General features: G+C 33.7%; 11 protein-coding genes and 1 pseudogene. 6 read left to right on the top strand and 6 right to left on the bottom strand.

The window, feature by feature from the left end; translation table 11 throughout:
- The first annotated feature begins 760 nt into the window (after nucleotides 1–760).
- Complete coding sequence (locus tag UABHE_RS24880; protein WP_372366012.1) at nucleotides 761–1,219, top strand: hypothetical protein; 459 nt, start codon at nucleotides 761–763, stop codon at nucleotides 1,217–1,219.
- A 776-nt stretch (nucleotides 1,220–1,995) separates the two neighbouring features.
- Here UABHE_RS24880 and UABHE_RS24875 read toward each other — a convergent pair.
- The 3 genes from UABHE_RS24875 to UABHE_RS24865 all read right to left on the bottom strand — a co-directional run bounded on the left by UABHE_RS24875 (nucleotide 1,996) and on the right by UABHE_RS24865 (nucleotide 7,497).
- Nucleotides 1,996–3,354, bottom strand: coding sequence for a protein kinase (locus UABHE_RS24875; RefSeq protein ID WP_372366011.1), 1,359 nt, complete (start codon nucleotides 3,352–3,354; stop codon nucleotides 1,996–1,998).
- Between the two features lie 4 nt (nucleotides 3,355–3,358).
- Nucleotides 3,359–5,620: a protein kinase gene (locus UABHE_RS24870; RefSeq protein ID WP_372366010.1), complete on the bottom strand. Its 2,262-nt coding sequence runs from the start codon at nucleotides 5,618–5,620 to the stop codon at nucleotides 3,359–3,361.
- Between the two features lie 1,550 nt (nucleotides 5,621–7,170).
- A complete protein-coding gene (locus tag UABHE_RS24865) occupies nucleotides 7,171–7,497 on the bottom strand; it encodes a hypothetical protein (protein WP_372366009.1) in 327 nt (108 codons plus the stop codon).
- Between the two features lie 42 nt (nucleotides 7,498–7,539).
- On the opposite strand from UABHE_RS24865, the gene UABHE_RS24860 reads away from it, so the two are divergent.
- The 3 genes from UABHE_RS24860 to UABHE_RS24850 all read left to right on the top strand — a co-directional run bounded on the left by UABHE_RS24860 (nucleotide 7,540) and on the right by UABHE_RS24850 (nucleotide 13,024).
- Nucleotides 7,540–11,667, top strand: coding sequence for a WD40 repeat domain-containing serine/threonine-protein kinase (locus UABHE_RS24860; RefSeq protein ID WP_372366008.1), 4,128 nt, complete (start codon nucleotides 7,540–7,542; stop codon nucleotides 11,665–11,667).
- A 665-nt stretch (nucleotides 11,668–12,332) separates the two neighbouring features.
- Nucleotides 12,333–12,656 (top strand): transposase, encoded by a 324-nt coding sequence (locus UABHE_RS24855; protein WP_372366007.1) that lies wholly within the window; start codon nucleotides 12,333–12,335, stop codon nucleotides 12,654–12,656.
- Between the two features lie 2 nt (nucleotides 12,657–12,658).
- Nucleotides 12,659–13,024: a hypothetical protein gene (locus tag UABHE_RS24850; protein ID WP_372366006.1), complete on the top strand. Its 366-nt coding sequence runs from the start codon at nucleotides 12,659–12,661 to the stop codon at nucleotides 13,022–13,024.
- A 299-nt stretch (nucleotides 13,025–13,323) separates the two neighbouring features.
- Here the strand turns inward: UABHE_RS24850 and UABHE_RS24845 are convergent, their stop codons facing one another.
- The 3 genes and pseudogenes from UABHE_RS24845 to UABHE_RS24835 form a co-directional block, all read right to left on the bottom strand.
- Nucleotides 13,324–13,773 (bottom strand): type I-B CRISPR-associated protein Cas8b1/Cst1, encoded by a 450-nt coding sequence (locus tag UABHE_RS24845; RefSeq protein ID WP_372366005.1) that lies wholly within the window; start codon nucleotides 13,771–13,773, stop codon nucleotides 13,324–13,326.
- Nucleotides 13,774–13,863: 90 nt separating this feature from the next.
- Nucleotides 13,864–14,094, bottom strand: a pseudogene (locus UABHE_RS24840) (reverse transcriptase domain-containing protein); the annotation flags it as partial.
- A 759-nt stretch (nucleotides 14,095–14,853) separates the two neighbouring features.
- Nucleotides 14,854–15,762, bottom strand: a complete 909-nt coding sequence (locus tag UABHE_RS24835) for a hypothetical protein (protein ID WP_372366004.1) — start codon at nucleotides 15,760–15,762, stop codon at nucleotides 14,854–14,856.
- Nucleotides 15,763–16,346: 584 nt separating this feature from the next.
- Between UABHE_RS24835 and UABHE_RS24830 the strand changes: the two genes are divergently transcribed.
- Entirely contained in the window at nucleotides 16,347–16,796 is a 450-nt protein-coding gene (locus UABHE_RS24830; RefSeq protein WP_372366003.1) for a tetratricopeptide repeat protein, read from the top strand.
- A gap of 613 nt (nucleotides 16,797–17,409) precedes the next feature.
- Nucleotides 17,410–18,069 (top strand): hypothetical protein, encoded by a 660-nt coding sequence (locus UABHE_RS24825; protein ID WP_372366002.1) that lies wholly within the window; start codon nucleotides 17,410–17,412, stop codon nucleotides 18,067–18,069.
- Nucleotides 18,070–18,076 lie beyond the last annotated feature (7 nt).

The raw sequence follows: 18,076 nt of genomic DNA, 5'->3' as shown, positions 1-18,076 counted from the left end.
GAGAGAGCTTCCTCATCCCAGAAAGAAACTTCTGGAGTAAGGTAGATCCTATAACTGTAAAAGCAGGAAATGGATTGAAAGATGAGAAGCAGTCGGACAGGTTGATAGTAGTGTAGAAGCAGAGTAACGTCTGTGGAGCGAAGCGACCAGACTTTTAGAAAATCTTTCAAAAAAAAGAGAGGCAAGGATGAAATGAGAAAAGCATCCATAAATTTGCAAGATCTGAGAAGAAAGATATATCAAGGCGAAAGCTGAAAAAGAAAAGAGATTTTGGGGACTGTATGCCCATGTATGTAAGTATGAAACGTTAGAAGAATCGTATATACAAGCGAAAAGCAACAACGGAAGTGCAGGAATTGAGAAGATAACATTTGCAGAAATAGAGTTGACAGGGAGAAAAGAATTTCTACTGTTAATTCAAAAAGAATTGCGCGAAGAGACATATAAAACGACGAAATATAGGAAAATAGAAATTCCAAAAAACGAAAAAGGTAAGAAGAGAAAATTATCAATTCCAACAATAAAAGAACTCTTTCTATCCCCCAAAAACAAAAAACCTCTTTTCATTAATAAGTTTTGATCATCAACTCTGTCAAAGCTCTGATCAACATAAAATTCTACAGCGCGTTATCAAATATTTTGTTTTAATCATATAAATTTGATATAAATTTATTGGGATGACTGTGGCAAACCACCTACTAAGAATAAAACGTTTTATACGTGATTTTATAAAAGCGCAATTTTTTCAAGGAGTGAAAACATGGGATTAGATGCAACTGTTTATTGTAATTGTTTTCAAACGAAGCGAATGAATGTTCTTCCACCCAAGGATTGGGTTATTGAAGTATTAAATGATGGTTCTTTGAATTGCGATAATCCTTTTTTTATACCATGGCTTGATGATGAAATGTGCAACCATAAATATGGCGTGGCATGCGAACATTATCTTGGAAATATAACTCTAATATCAAATCTTCGAAACCAAGTGAATAAATATCAAGAAAATATTCCCATTATCTGGAATGAAATAATATATTCTGGAACACATTGCGGTTCTCATATGAACGTGTCTAGAATAAGTGATTTACACAAAGAAGTAATATTTTTGCAAAAGCTTTCTTTTCAAGAACAAGACAAAGAACGAATGGATAATTTTTTACAGCAGCTTTTGGAGCTTATAGAGGCTAGCAATAAATACAATCATCCTATTTCATTTTAAACTTGAATATCGCTCCTGTGGTTTTCATTCAAAAGAAAAAGAAATTGTTTATATTCCATGAATGACGCAACTTTATCGGGTCATATTTTTCCTAAACCCGCTAAAAGATAGATTTTATAGTGCTTTAGATATCAATGCTTTTATAAAACTCCAATCTCATATTTAAATACTTAGTGAAGTAAACGCCACAAAACTAACTGCTACATCATGATCCAAGACTCTTCTACAACTTTTAGTAAAGACTTTGGGTTATTTTTTCTGCGCACGATTTAGAGGGAATTTCATTATTTGCACTCGTGTAATTCATTTTTGAGTCAGGATTTTTAGCGCTAAATTCTGAGATTTGTAAGGGATTACGTCTATTGAAATTTACCATAATATCATAGCCCCAGCTTCGTAAAAAATTCAACTTCTTGTTTCTGAGGTTTGACTCCGGGTGTCAATTGAACGAACTTTAATTGATAACACACCTATCAATTTTTATAGTAATCCCTGCCGATATATACAAATGTGACAAAATTCTAAAATTTTTTCTACACAAAGAGGTACATTATAAGTTCTGTCTGACATGAATGCCATTTTGAATGCCATTTTTAAGTTATTACGAGTTTGGCATAAATGCCATTTTACCGCGAATTTTGCTTTGTATTTGCGCGTTTGTTTCCTTATTCTCGTAAATACCATCCTGACATTTAATTATACCACTACAATATTTGTCTTATCTTGGAACTGGACGCTCCCTGACATTTGATCAGGTCTACATTTTAGCTTTTTAATTATTCATTCAATGGACCCCACTCGCAAATAAAGGCATATTCTTTTTCTTGACGTGTAATCCATGATAATTTCCCGTTTTTATTTGAGAGAATTATGTTTTCACTCTTTAATGGATAAAAATTTTCTATTAATTCTCCTGTATACCACTTAAAACCTTCTGACTCTTGATCTTCGATTAAACCAGTCCAATAACCGTTATTTTGTTTAGCAATAGACGTAACAAATTCTTTTTCTTTCGCGTTGCTAATTGTTACTAGATGACCTTTAAGTAATTTACAAACTTTCAATGCATTGGTATAAGTTAGTTTCTTTTCACTAACTAAGTACTGATGTCCTTCAAAACTTTTTATGTTAGTAAAAGCAATATGTTTATCTTCGAGTATATTATATACGTCACTAATTGCTAGCCTTTGGTCACTTTGTGGAGAAAGAATAATAAGTAAAAGAATCAAAGTTATTATATAAATCATTATTGTGGAAAGAGAAGTTTTTTGTTGTAAACTCTTCAGTTGTGATTTACGTTTTGTTTTGATTGGTTCTCCATTAATAAACCGCTGCAATTCTGCTGCTAATTCCTTAGCATCCTGATAACGATCTTGCGGTTTTTTTTCTAAGCATTTAAGGGAAATAAGTTCTAATTCAACAGGTACTCTTTTTTTTATTCTCGAAGGAGGAACAGGAGCTTTATTTAAAATTTGTTGAACTATTTTTGGCGAAGTACTCCCTGTAAATGGTAAACGTTCGCACAATAATTCATATAAAATAACCCCAATAGAATATATATCCGAATATTTATTTACTCTAGTACCTTGTGTTTGCTCTGGCGACATGTACTGAACTGTTCCCATCATAGCACCGCTTTTAGAAAGCTGTTGCGAGTGTTGACTAACTCGCGCTAAACCAAAGTCCACAACTTTCGGTTCAGTGCCTTTCATCATTATATTTTCTGGCTTTAGATCACGGTGAATAACGCCATTTTTGTGTGCATAAGAAATTGCTTGAGCAACTTTAGCTATAATCTCAGCAATGCTACGCATAGAAGGATGTTCATTTTGAACAAATTCATGTAAATCATCACCATCTATAAATTCCATTGCAAAATATGGATAATTATCTTTGTAGCCAGAACCATAAATATTCACAATATTAGGATGTTTTAGTTTTGCAGTTGTTTTTATTTCACGCAAAAAGCGTAATTTACCTTTTTCATCATCTTGTTGCATTACTTTCAACGCGACTTTACGTTTTAATTGGAGATCAACAGCACTATATACGCGCCCCATGCCACCTTCTCCAATGATTTTACCTACTTCATAACGATCAAATTTCGTTGTGTTTTTCGATTCATTATTATTCATTGCTCTACCTAAGATTATATATATAAAATCCATTAAAAAAACAAAGAGTATTACTTGTTCGGGATAAGCCAATCGTAAGTTTATTTGCTCCTTGTTTTACATACTGTGAAATATCAAAAAAATGGACTACTGGACCTAAATTAAGAATTTGAAAGTTCTGAGTTACCAGTTTGTTATTCAACTGGACATTAATTCTAGTATTAGATTTTCCTTCTGAGCTACCAGCAAAATGCTGTAAAGCCAAAAATACTTTTTTTGTCACAGGTTCTTTTATATTAATGTCTAAAACCATCGGCTCGATAGGATTATTAAGCATAAGGCTCTGGTATCTTTGATTAAAAAAATTATAAGATGTTGCTGAATTGTAAGAATTCACTAGAGATTTTTGTATATACATACTCGCAAGAACTGTACGATTTTGTGATGGCAATTCTGGTCTTCGACGAGAACCCCATTCGCAAATAACAAAGTATTTATCCTTGTTTTGTCTCTTACTCCACATTGTCTTTTGGTCATCTATTTTCGCCGTTACCACGGCAGTACTTTTGTCTTCACCCTTTCCAAAAGGATTATGAATAAAATTCCAATTAGTATTTGAAATAGACTCTCCAGTAATCCACTCAAAATCATTTTTTTTATTTCTTTCCAGAGCAAGCCAATAAGCTTTTTTATTTTGCAATAAAGAGGTAATAAAATCACTTTCCTTGGTCGTTGTTACTGTTAAAGGATAGCCTCCAATAGCAGCGCAAAGTTCTTTTGCTGCTAAATAACTTTGTCTTGTATTCATCACAAGGTATTCGTGTTTAGAAAACACTCTAATCTTTTCATATTCGATGTTTCGCTTTTTTAAAATTTTGTATATATCACTTTTTTTATATTTCTTTTTATTCCTTTTCCTCGCTTTAATTTTTTTGAATTTGTATTTTTTTTGTCTTTGCTCTTCTTGAAGTGCTTCTTGTTTCTTCTTAAGTGCTTCTTGTTTTTTCTTAAGCGCTTCTTGTTTTTGTGTAAGTTTCTTTTGGTTATTTTTTTCTCTAAGCACTTGCTCTTTTTTTCTTTGGTCTTCTTGCTTTTTTTCCTTAAGAATTCTCTCTTTTTGTTCAAGTGCTTTTTGTTCAAGTGCTTTTTGCTCAAGTGCTTTTTGTTCAAGTGCTTTTTGCTCAAGTGCTTTTTGTTCAAGTGCTTTTTGTTCTTCTCTCTCTTTTTTCTTTTGCTTTATTGGATCACTTACTTGTTCTCGATCTTCTATAAATTCACTGTCGTCTATTAGCACTTGGTAACGATCAACAGTCTCACTCATTATATTTTTTGTTGCCCATGATAATAGTAAGATAGATGCTGCAATAATTAAATGTTTATGCTGCGATAAGATACGTTTACTACGGCGAAAAAGGGCATTCTTTGGCGACATAGCTACTGATGATTTTCCAATAAGAGATCTTTTTAAATCGCGAGAAAAAGCGCGTGCATTTCCATAACGATCTTGCGGTTTTTTTTCTAAAGCTTTCAAGCATACATTTTCTAAATCTTTTGAAACTCTCTTATTAAGTTGTGATGGTGGAACAATTTCCTTGCGCATCATTTCAACCATTAGATTAGCAAAGTTCTTACCGCGAATTGGAACTGCCCCAGTTAGTAACTCGTACAAAATAACACCCAGTGAATAGATATCGGATTGGTTGTTTAGTCTCTCCCCTGAAACTTGTTCCGGTGACATGTAATGTAATGTGCCGATAAATTGTTCTGTTTTAGATAGTTTTTGCGAAGATTTTGATAGTTTTGCCAAACCAAAATCCATCACTTTTGGTTCGCCATCGTCAAGTAAGATATTGTCTGGTTTTAAATCACGATGGATAACTCCATTTTTGTGGGCGTGGTCAACTGCTTCAGCAATTTTAGCTATCATTCTTACAATTTGTCGTAAAGGCAGTTTTTCTTTTTTCATCAAAGCTTTGAGCGATTCCCCTTCGATGAAAGGCATACTAATAAAGGCGATATCTCCGTCATTTCCCGATTCGTATATTTCTAATATATTGGGATGATTTAACTTAGCCATTGTCAAAGCTTCACGTTTAAAACGCTGTAAACTAACTTCGGTTTTCTTTTCTAACATTACCTTCAAAGCAACTATCCGTTGCATATTAGTATCTAGAGCCTTATAAACCTTTCCCATACCTCCTTGGCCGATTACTTCTATTATTTCGTATTGCTTAATTTTTCTCTTTGATTTAGAAGTAACTACTGAATTTTCTCCACTATTTTCCATATCAAGCCCCAAATGTCATTTGATTGATACCCAAATATATTTTTTATACTAGAGCGCGTTATCAATTAAAACATTATGCTGAAAAATTCGCAACTGACCGCAGCTCTGCGCCTAACTCTAACCGTAGTCGTAGCAAAAAAAAGTAAAGTGTTTTTAATACAGAAAGCGAAAAATTTCATCTTTTGTACACCATACTTACAAAAACTCTAAATTCTGGCGATGATTACAGCACCAATTTTATAATAACTTAACTTTAGTTTTTATATAACTTTTAAACTAATTGATAACACGCTTAGGCATGTCATTCACCTTTCCAACGACATGATACTCTTGACACTAATTCACTCTGATATTTACACTACAACCTTCAAAACGTTTTACTATTATCTAGGGCGTGTCCACACCCTAGTAATAAATTCCGAATAATAACTCGCCTTATCAAAAAAAAATGATTCAATATTTTAACATTTCAAATTAGGGTGTCATCGATTAGAAAGTCCGTAAATTTGACCGTATCTGCGATCGTAGTCGAAGTAATTATAGCATTTTACAAAGCATAGAAATGAACTAATAAAGTTTTTCCGTTCTCGAGAATCAAGGATCTTCATAATTTGCGCAGCATCAAGATCGCAGCAGATTGTTGTAAGCGTTCAGGGATTTAGGATTAAGAGTAAATGACTTTGTTGTAGCCAGCAAGAGCTTTATGATATTCTTTTAAATTTGCGTAAAGCACGGTTGTTGTAAGCATTTAGATTAAGAGTAATGACTTTGTTATAGTATTTAAGACTTTTCTGTGTTTTTTTACTTCTAAAACTTACATATCCTTTAATAAAACTATTATCCTCATCTTCACTAGGGCGTGTCATCATTCAATACAGATAAAAATATAACGGATTCATTTAATGATACGCCAGTAGTATTGAGCCCGCGCCCGTTTGCGAGCCCGCGCCCGAAAACTTTTTGAGAGCGACAGAAAGTGATTTATTGGTTCAATACTAGTTTTTTGCGATGGAAAAAGAAACTTTGCTTCTTTGATAAATTGTTAGTGAAAGTTTCGGAAACGAGCTCGCAAACGGGCTCGGGCTCGAAAAAACACACAATATTTTGAATGATGACACGCCCTATATTCAGCATCTAGAAAATAATGTATTAAATTGTTCACTTTTCTCTAAATATTGATTTCGTTTATAGTATATTTAAAAACTTCCATGACTTTATTAAGAGTTTTACGTCTACTATTTCTTTCTTTTTCGAATTAATTCAATGCCAGACTCGTAATAACTTAAAACGTAATAATCATCCAAGATAAGACAAAAGTTGTAATTCTTCTAGTGAAAATAAGTTTTGCCCTTTCTTATCTTCTATGTACCTTAGCATTACTACTACTATTATCTTTCTATTGTACCTTGTGTCTGTTACCCACTTGCTGCGAAAATTTTTTACTATTACTTTAAATTTGTTATTTTTAAATTCTACAACCGCTTGCTCTTCTTCGACAACTACTTCTTTTTTTGCTCTTTGCTTTCTTTTGATCGCTGCTTTTTCAACGACTACTTTTTGTTCTTTTTTGATAACAGCTTTTTTAACAACTCGCCCGTCTTCTTTGGTACCTCTTCTTTAATTCCTAGTACTTCCTGTAATTCCTCTTTTCTAAAGAAATCTCCCCAATACTTTCTCAAACTTAGAAATGTTTTTTTGGCTTTTTCTCTGTTTTCATTGGTATCTTTCAACCACTCTGTACAAAATCCTTTTGTTACTAACCTAAATTTGCTATCTTGATTTTCTAATTTTATCATAGCCATAACCTTTATTTTAGTTTTGAAGTTATGGCTATTTTCCTTTTTTAGCACATTTTTTCTACCTTTTTCTTCTTTCACCCTTTATTTCTCAATATTCTTATGCAACGGACTCCGCTTATTATGAATGACAAAGATACTTTATTTGCCAATAAGGTACTAGAGCTAGGATTTATCGACAAGCAAAGATTGAAAAATTGCTATGCAATTCAACAACAATCTATGCAAAAAGGAATAACACTTACCCTAAGTCAAGTAACAGTCAAGCTCGGCTTTATTACCCCTCAACAATTAATAACCATAGGAAAAATTTTGCAGAAGCAAACATCACAAAATAGCGCTATGTTAATGAATCCTACAAATCCAACATCTCATTTTGAAAATAAACAAGTCTCTGGTATTACCACTTATGATAATGCATCTCCACTAAGAAATACTAGTCACGATATCACAATAGCTGATTCCAATATTGCAAACGATAATGATGGTTTTAGTGATAGTTTGGAAGCAAATAACAGCGCCTTACCGATGAGTAGCATTGAAAATGAACAAGTCTCTGGTATTACCACTTATGATAATGCGTCTCCACTAAGAAATACTAGTCACGATATCACAATAGCTGATTCCAATATTGCAAACGATAATGATGGTTTTGGTCATAGTTTGGAAGTAAATAACAGCGCCTTACCGATGAGTAGCATTGAAAATAAACAAGTGTCTGGTATTACCACTTATGATAATGCATCTCTACTAAGAAATACTAATCACGACATTACAAGAGTTGATTCCAATATTGCAAGCGATAATGCTCATTTTGGTGGTGGTTCGGAAATAAATAACAGCGCCTTATTTACGAGTAGTATGATTGGGCATGGTAAGAGAGAGTTAATGAAGCCAAAAGAGTGCTTCAATCATTATATAATCGAAGAAAAACTGGGTGCTGGCGGCATGGGAGCCGTGTATCGCATTCGCGACGAACGTCTAGGTCGTAGTGTCGCTCTCAAGGTAATTTTGGGATCGGGGGCGTTAACAGAAAAACAAGTTCAACGTTTTTTAAAAGAAGCACGTGCAACAGCCTCTTTAAAACACCCTAACATCGTCGAAGTTTACGAAATCGGTTCGCATCCGCAAAACTACTTTACCATGGAGCTTATCAAGGGACGCTCTTTATCGTATTTAATACGCAGTAAAAACTTTACACCACGCAAAGCTGCAATTATTATGTCTAAGTGTAGCAAGGCCATACATTATGCTCATGAACAAGGAATCGTTCACCGCGATATAAAACCGTCCAACATTATGATGGAGAATAACCAAGAACCAAAAATCATGGATTTTGGCCTCGCGAAAAAATTAGAAGAAGAACAACCACTATCAAAAACGGGAGATGTTCTCGGCACTCTTACTTACATGTCTCCTGAACAAGCAAACGGCAAAAATGTAGACGCACGCAGCGATATTTACTCTCTTGGCGCATCTCTTTATGAAATACTATCAAAAAGACCTCCTTTTCAAGGAGGAAGTTCTATGAAATTGATGTGTCAGATTTTTACGGAAGACCCTATTGAGCTATCTCTTTTGAATCCAGACATTCCTAAAGATCTCGAAGCTATCTGTTTGAAATGTCTACACAAAAAACCAGAAAAACGCTATGCAAATGCAAAAGAATTGGCCAAAGATTTAGAGAATTTTATACATAATCGTCCTGTCAATGCGCAACCAATTACAAATTTGGTGCGAATCAAAAAAAGCATCGTCCGCAATAAAATGTTAACATTTCTTATCGTCTTTATTTTGACGAGTTTATCGGCCATTGCATTTCTCGCTGAAAGAGGTCGCCGATTTGCACAAAAACAGCAACAAGAAGCAGAAAAAGCAAAAAAGACAGCAATCACCGCTCAGCAAAAAACCGAAAAAGAAAAGCAAAAAGCACAAAAAGAACAACAAAAAGCCAAAGAAGCTGAAGAAATCGCCAAAAAGCTCAAAATAGAAGCTGAAGAAAGTTTATACAAGGCAAATTTAATTATCGCAAATATCCGCAATGAAAAACGACAAATTCTCACAGTAAACAATGTTTTAGAGAGAACACTCAAGAAATTTCCTGATGCAGAATACTTATGGGAATATCAATGGCAAAAAAATCGTAGTCACCATGAGTTACCACATTTCATCAGCAACATAATGCCAGAACTAAATATCAAAGAGGCAAGAGTAAGTAACAATAACTTAATTGTTATCAATCACAACGAAGGCGCTTCTTTTTTCAATTTAAACAAAAAATCTAAAGGTCGTTTGTTGATTCCCACTTCTTATGGAACAAGAGCCTGCGCTATAAGTCCAGACGGATCTCACATTGTTGTTGGCGATGTTTTGGGAAAAATATTTACGTGGAATAGTAATACTTGGAAAAAAACCGTTTTCTCGGTTGCTGCAGAGCTCTCTGCGCATTTAAAAGAAAAAGCAAAATTCCAACAACAAATTAACGATATGTGTTTTAGTAAAAATGGTTCGAAGATACTTATTGCTCGACAAACAATAGATCAAATCAACTTCTTTGATAAAACAAATCTACAAAGTTTATCTTACACAAAGTCATTGATACTTGTCGACATAAAAAGTCGTAAAACTCTCGCTGCCTTCTCAATTCCACAAGAACACCTTCAAGGACAAATGGTAAAAGTTAAACGTAGTAAAAACATAAAATTCATCAACGCTGATTTTACTTGCTGCGATATTGCTGATAACGGAAAAATAATTATTGGTGGTGCACAAAACAAATATCTCTATGCATTTCATTCTAAGAAAATGCGATTTTTTGGTCCCCACGAAACATTTATAAAGCAGTGTAAAATACACCCTGTGCATAAAAATATTGTCATAAGTTCAAGCGCGCGCAAACTATATTTTTGGCAGCAAAATCTATGGAAAGATACCCAAAGTAATCAACAAAATTCCAATAATAGTCTTGTCAAAACAATTACGTTTAAAAGCCTTATTACTGATTTTGATATTAGCCCTGACGGAAAAGAAATTATTATCGCAACGCAAAATGGTAGTATCCACTTATGGAACATAAACATTAAAAATACAAAGAAAGCAGTTCTGACAATTGATCGCGGCAAAGATATACCTCTTACTGGACATACCAAGCTAAACTCTTGTATGTTCGTCAATAATGGTAAAAATATTGTCTCTGGAGGTAACAACATCAAGTTATGGAATACAGATATCTCGTCAAAGCCTATCCGCAAAAATCTTAACAATTTTACACGATTCTGTATATTCCATCCAGATTCTCAAAAAGTTGTAGTGGGTCAACTCTCATCGCTAGCTTTGTTTGATAGTACAACTGGAAAAAATATTACGCGCAACGGACGTGATAGGTTAACCGGACATTTTTCTCTCATAACCCATGCTGCGTTCAATAAAATGGGAATACTATATACTTGCGGATTTGATAAATCAGTAAGTGTTTGGGATTTAGAAAAATTCGAACGGCGGCAAACAAAATTTGTTGGTAATGCAGGAATAGAAAGATTCGCAATCGTTAACAATGATAAACGAATTATTGCTGTTGGCAAAAAAGGATGGATTTACGACTTAGAACTTGATGGCGATGGTGCTATTATTAGCAATAGTGCACATAAAATAAAAGATATGATAAAGAACACCAAATACTTCTATGCTAAAAGTAAGCAAGATTTAGTTAACATTTCGTGGAACGGTAGGGACCTTGTTGCTGTAACAGGCAGAAATAAATGGCTGTACTTAATAAATTCAAAAACACTTAAACTTAAAAAAGCGATTAATATTAACGCCGAAGATAGAAAGTGTTTATTGCAATACGACGAACAAACAAATAGTGACTACATTTTTCTGACAGACAAAGAGCACATAACAAAATATAAAATTATAGGTGATAAACTCAAACCACTTGTGCATTTTTCTGATCACACGCGTAAAGTATTGCATCTTACAACAAATCCCAAAACTGGTCAGATGATCAGTTGCGGTGAGGATGGTTTTCTTTATCTATGGCCACGCCTAGAACAAAACATGTACAAAAATCGCAACAAAGACGAAGCCATAACACTCAATTCATATTTTTCATTTAGTACAGAAGGAGTTTTCTATGGTTGCTCTTTCGATGCTAAAGGCAATAAAATTGCAGCTAACGGAGCTGACAACGTAAATCATTCACAAAAAAATTACCCATTTTTTGGTATTTGGGATGCATCGGGCACAAAGTAATATTTTTTGGCGGTTATCATTTATAAAAGAGATCGCGAGTACTCAAGGTACAATAACAAAAATTTATCGGTAACTTTATGAATCAAGAACAGCCTAATTTAAAGAACGAAATTCTTCGAGAGTTGTACAGAAAACGTGTTTCCGTAGCTAGAATATATACTCCCATTGACAATGTTATGGATTTTATTAATATTCAATATGTACGACAAGGTTTATTCAAAACCGTACTTGATAGAACTAATATTCGACATTAGGGTTTAATTCAATACCAGACCAGGGTCAGTAAACGGTACTGCAAGGCTTAATTTAAAACAATTGCAAGTAAGCAGATTTTGTAAAGACTGTAAATAAAGGCTTTGCAAAAGCAATTGTGTCTATTCATTTTATTTTATTTGAATTACATGCCATTCAATAAATAATCGATTTAGATTTTTTCTGCCAATATTTTCGTTTTTTATACTTAGCTAGTTTAGACTTAAAAATAACAAAATAAGAGTTCTTTCTTATTTTATTGAACAATTAACAAAAATTATAAGCTTTACAAAGTCTTTATTTTATCAATGACTTACTATGGAATGTTTCTAGTTACCACCTCTTAGATCGACCAGTTACTGTATCTCCTGTTTTTCCTATATCTAAGTACTGTTTATTGGTCCTGGTCTGGCATGAAGATTATAAATAATCGCCAGTATTTTTTCAATGACAACGAGGACTTTGATCTCTATCTAACAATGCTAAATAAAGCGCGAGATAAGTACGGTGTATGTATTCATGGATTTTGCATGACAAATAACCATATCCATTTGATTTTAGGCACGCTAGAAAATAAAAACCTATCTCTTTTTATGCAGTACAGCCAAGGTTATTTTACAAAAGCATACAACAAAAAGTACAAAAAAACGGGGCACTTTTGGAGAGGAAGATGCCATTCAACTATCATAGAATCAGAAGAGTATTACATGAATATTGCCTTTTTTACGTCGAACTAAATATGACGCGCAATGGTGTAACTAAACATCCTAAAGAGTGGCGATACTCTAGCTACGGACAGCATGATTATGGAAAAGGTATTTTCAAAATAGATTACCACGATCAATATTTACAGTTAAGTTCTTCACCAAAGCAAAGGCAAAAAAAATACCGTCAAATAATGCAGTCAGCTATGGAAGAAAAAGGCTTACTGAAAAAGCAACAACCACTCACTTATGGCATTATATACGGTTCAAAGCAATTTGCACAAAATATCATTCAAAAACATGCCAATCATAAATACTATGAAAAACGCAAAAATTACAAAGCGCAAGAAAAAGAAATATACACTCTGAGAAAAGCCAAAACCAATATAGATAGTAGCTAGGGAGTCATTCTACTGTAACCCAAAGCGAAATAGCTACGAAAATTTACAATGCTCAAAGTCTGTTTACAACTCTTCAATGTGTCATTTTGTGCACAGAATTCTCTTCATAATTGAGTTTTTATTCAGTTACTATTTTCTCTGTTATTCTCTTTTTCTTGGATTCCATAAATTATCAAACCAACAAAACCTTTATTTTTTTATATAAGTTTGTCTCTGCGATAAGGTCTGTCCCCCTTTTAAATAACTATTTGCGTTTGACGAAGAACAACATTCCATTCTGACACCATTTTTGCTTTATTCTAATCTTTAATGAGTTCTATCCCTTTGTCTGTAATCTTTATTCTAAATTGTTTATACAGATGTCCGATTGCTTGTTTAAACACTTTTTTACTTACTTGAAACTCATTTTTTATATCTTCAGGAGAACTTTTATCATTAAACCTAGATTTTCCCCCAGCGGCTTTAAGATGTTTTAGGATCTTTTCGGCAGTTAAAAAAACATGTGAGCTTTGATTCGGTTGCAAAGAAACATCTATTTTCCCATCCTCTCTGACACATTTTATATATGCTTTGAGTTTTTGCCCTTTTTTGTACTTGTCATAAATCTGATTTTGATAAACTAATCCTGTATACTCATCATTAACAACTACTTTTATCCCCAAATCAATAAAGGCACATATCTCTACATCTACTTCCTGCCATTGAGTAAAAACTCCTGGCCCAACTGTTTCTTTTAAAATTTTTTTCATTTTTCTACCTTATTCCTACGTTTTCTTTTAGTACTTATTCGCAAAGTTTATAGAATCTATCAAAGAGCGATGAACTCAGCAAGTGCTAATTTTTTTAGCAGAATAGATTGCTTCTATTACATCATGTGCTGACCTTCCTGGTCTGAAGCCATAACTGTTTGCCTCAAATTTGGTTTCCCATTCTGACTCTATTACTAATTTGACTAGCATTTGTTGCGCGCGATTTTCCATTGTTGGTATACCAAGTGGGCGTTTCTCCTGTTTTCCAGGTTTGGGAATCCACACTCTCCTGATTGGGTGTGCTTTTTGTTTCAAGTCCATCTATAAGGCTTTCGCTTCTTACTCAATCCTTCCAATATGAGGCTTACGGCTAACTAACCTTCTTTTTCCAAAGAGCACTCATAATGGTTACTTCGTTCCTGATATCCGTTTTGCGTAACCTTAGAATCATGCTTTCTGCCGAGACCCTACGAGAGTGGAATTAATTACGAAATAATTAACCTCTAAGCCTCATCCAAAACCTGTTAATCTGATTAGGTTTTGTTAATACTTACAACAGTTAGAACACATGTTCGATTTCCTATTCATAGTTACCTGTTCGCGGGGATTGCCCACGTCAGATTTAAGGCTTACCCGTTTTTCACCCAGCACAAATAGGCGATTTATCTTCTCTTGCCTACATATATCTAACGGGCAACCAACTAAGCGAAAAACACAAAAAACAAATCAAATCCTGGCTATCGATTATTTATTGAATGGCATGTAATTCAAATAAAATAAAGTAAATAGATGTAGTTACTTTTGCAAAGCCTTTATTTACAGTCTTCGTAAAGACTGCTTGCTTGCAATTACTTTAAAATAAGCCTTACAGTACCGTTTACTGGCCCTGACCTGACACCATTTTCCCCGGTATTTGCACCACTTTTCAAAGCCTTGGAGTTGCGTGAGAAACTGCATGTATTGTTTCTATGCTCTCCAAAATGTTAAGTTCATTCGACTGTAGTTACGAAAACGGTAACAGTCAAAGGTGATCATTACCTTTGGCTGTTACCATGGTGGTTTTAAAATTGATGGTTGTCCTTAATATTTTTTCTTGATTTTTTTCGCAAAACTTCTTAAAACTTCTAGCAAATCGTTTAACTCTTTCTTTAATTTTTTTGATTCTTTCTTTAGTTCTTTCTTAACTTTTTTATCATCTTCCTTCTTTATTCCTTTTCTCATTGTATGAAGTAAATCTTTAACTGCCTGACTATAAGTATTACATCTTTTCAACGCTAGTTTTCTAGCCTTTTTAACAACCTTGTAATCGAGATTATGTTTTTTAGCTTCTATATCTTTTAAATAATCCTCAACTTCTTCTGAACTTGTGACTTGACTCAATAAAGATTTCCAGGCATATTTTTCTTCGTAAGTCTTTTTTCTCAGTTTCGCCAAAGTATCACCAGCTATTGCGGTGTATTGTTCTTCATCAAAATTTGCCTTACTTGCTTTGTTCCATCGATCTCTAGTCTCACTTGAAATGTTAATTTGAGTACTACCGTTGATGTAAGTATCATAAATCTTCTTCATCGACATTATGCCATGATCTCTGGTATAGTAGAGCCATGAGTGCTCTTCGTGAACACCATTTGCCACTTTTCGTGCGATTTCCCACATTTTTTCATCGGCAATAATCTCTTCTACTGTTGGAGTTTCAATTTCGATTTCGTGATAAGTCACTAAAGAATCGATCGCTGGTCCGAAATCTTTATCAAATTTAATATAATCTTCTAACTCTTTATCTCCATATTTTAATCCAAGTTCTTCTAACTGTTCTTTCGCTTCTTTTTTCGACAAACCTTCGATAAAATCCTCATATGCTTCTTTAAATGCTTTTCTTGCTTGTTTTTTTTCTTTAATCCAGTCTTTACGCATGTCGCTCTTTGCGTAAGTATAAGAATTACAAGTAAATATCATCACCAATAACATTATAAAAGTAGTAGCTCTCATTTTTGTATCCTTTATTTAGATTTAAATTATTAATAGCTGTATAATCAAACTACGTGTTTTTTGATTATGAAAAATAATAGCATTTTTCATGCCAAACGAAACTGTTTTTTTTAAAAAAAAAGAAGACAAGCCTACAAGCCATGAAAAAACTGCTCAAAAAGCAAAGAGTAAAAAACAACTGGAATTTTTATTATATTATCATTTTAGAATAGTGTATATTTTTGATAAATTTTATCAAACCAACAACAACAATATATTTTGAAAAAAGTCACTACCTATATATTTTGTGAAATGAAAAACGACAATGGATTGTTTGTTGCTAAGAAAATGAAATTCGCTCGTAAACTGAGGAAATTATTTTCTTTACTTGTTTTGTTTCGCTTGGTTGCACGCGGCGATAGTTTCACGTTGTTTTTGTCTCCTTTACCCCACTTTCCACTAATAAAAATCAAGTTGCTGCTTTTGATTTGTCTTTATTTGCTGAGGTAGGGTCGAAGGCTGGCGCATATCTTTAGGTAAAAGGTTTTTTAATACATCAGGCTATGTTGTAAACGATGTATTGGTGTTTTTTTTAGCAGGACAGGATGTGTCCTCATTTTAGTGACGAGTATCCAAAAGATAAAGCATTGGAGTATTATGATAAAGCGTTAAGCATTGACCCACAACATTCGTGGTCGTTATTGTATAGAGCACATTGCTTACACGATTTGCAAAATTGGGAAGAGGCAGCTAAAGCATACTCTCGGTTAAAGGCAAATTTTTTCTGTGGTAATCAGTCGTGGAGATATGAAATCTTTCTGGAACAAAAAGGATATTGTTATTATAAAGCGGGTGAAAAAAGTAAGGCACTCTCAGAGTTTTCGCATCTGATAGAACGATGGAAAAAAGATACGTATTTGTGCAGAGAAGCTTATGGAATGTATCTTGCCCAAATCGCAGAAAATGTCCCAAATTTTTTAACCAAAGATATGATTCAATTTATTGAGCAACAAGGATGGATAAAATTATACAAAACCTCAAATCTAGTTAAATGATTAAATATAGGTTTTGATTTGATGGAGAAAACGAAACGTGGAGTAGATATTAAGCAAGTCACAAAAAGTTTTTAAGAGCACGCAGCTTGCCTTTGAGTATCATAGCGGCGTTGAGCCTTCGGTTACATAGCTACAGTTATGCGCCTCTCAGGCTTTCCTTGCTCTGACACTCAAATTCTACGCTGACTTGAAACGTGCTCAAAAACTTTTTGCGACTCACTTAAAACATTGAATAAAACGAAGATGGCAACCAATAACGTCATAGAAATTTTACTCAATTTAGTAATGAAGCACCTGTTATCTAACAATCCTTTGATTCTTTCTTCTAATGTCCATTTTGGCGAAAAAAATCTCACAGCTAATAAAGGATATTGTACTGGTAATGTCTTTTCTGCTAAATTGAGTAGACACTATGAAAAATAGTGGCAGAATGACAAGAGAGATTAAGGCTCCCATAAAAATAGCACTTCTTAAAGGAGCCAATTTCAGTATCAACGTCGAGTTTTTTATTGGTTATGGCAAGGTTCGTGATTGTTGCAAAAATAGCCATAGCAATTCCTAAAATTGATAACAAAACAGCCTTAATAGTAGCTGTTGAAAAGAGGAGAGTTCTGTGCTTTTAGAAAATATAGACGAGGAATTCATTGAAAACACTACACCTCTAATTCCCATAGATAAAAGCATTGTCTTGTTTTATTGTGTTAAAAAATTAACTGAGCACATCAATCACTTAAATTGTTCCTTGTTTCAAAAAATGCAAAAATATGTTTTGTTCTGGCAATACAAGGAATATCGTAAAAAAATAAATTGGCGCAAAAAAAACGTTTTTTTATGTATGACAAAGATAAAAGAGCTTTTGCCCGAGTTAAATCATCTATGGCAAGATCCAAAAGCATCTGGTGTTACTGATTCTTCGAAAGTCAAAAATAACGATATTTTGCTTCAACAAATCTACAAGAGTAAATCATGTACCGTTCATCAAAGTATTGTTGATTGGCGGCTTATTACCTTGGCTTTATTAAGCGATCGTTTACAACCAGCTCGTATTATTGTTCCTTATATAAGAAGTAATATGCAAATGACTGAAATTGAGAATACTCATAGTGCACTTCATCAGTTATCAACAGATGTGAAAAATATTATTTCTTCTCCACTTATTGAGCGTGATGTAATAGATATGTTTTTGTACCGCGTGCGCAATCTTTGTGTTACTTTAGAGGAAAACTGTCCACAGGGTACGAAGTTCGAATATTTTTACATGTCAGTAGAGTAGAAGGGCA

It is taken from the genome of Candidatus Uabimicrobium helgolandensis, from assembly GCF_041508025.1.
Taxonomy (GTDB): Bacteria; Planctomycetota; Uabimicrobiia; order Uabimicrobiales; family Uabimicrobiaceae; genus Uabimicrobium; species Uabimicrobium helgolandensis.
Note: the sequence above shows the minus strand (reverse complement) of the source record. Positions and strands in the feature narration are given on the sequence as shown.

Bases quoted from the DNA above. Each gene is read 5' to 3' on its own strand.
- UABHE_RS24875 (WP_372366011.1), bottom strand. From the start codon at position 3,354: ATGAATAATAATGAATCGAAAAACACAACGAAATTTGATCGTTATGAA.
- UABHE_RS24830 (WP_372366003.1), top strand. From the start codon at position 16,347: ATGTGTCCTCATTTTAGTGACGAGTATCCAAAAGATAAAGCATTGGAG.
- UABHE_RS24845 (WP_372366005.1), bottom strand. From the start codon at position 13,773: ATGAAAAAAATTTTAAAAGAAACAGTTGGGCCAGGAGTTTTTACTCAA.
- UABHE_RS24855 (WP_372366007.1), top strand. From the start codon at position 12,333: ATGAAGATTATAAATAATCGCCAGTATTTTTTCAATGACAACGAGGAC.
- UABHE_RS24850 (WP_372366006.1), top strand. From the start codon at position 12,659: ATGACGCGCAATGGTGTAACTAAACATCCTAAAGAGTGGCGATACTCT.
- UABHE_RS24880 (WP_372366012.1), top strand. From the start codon at position 761: ATGGGATTAGATGCAACTGTTTATTGTAATTGTTTTCAAACGAAGCGA.
- UABHE_RS24835 (WP_372366004.1), bottom strand. From the start codon at position 15,762: ATGAGAGCTACTACTTTTATAATGTTATTGGTGATGATATTTACTTGT.
- UABHE_RS24870 (WP_372366010.1), bottom strand. From the start codon at position 5,620: ATGGAAAATAGTGGAGAAAATTCAGTAGTTACTTCTAAATCAAAGAGA.
- UABHE_RS24860 (WP_372366008.1), top strand. From the start codon at position 7,540: ATGAATGACAAAGATACTTTATTTGCCAATAAGGTACTAGAGCTAGGA.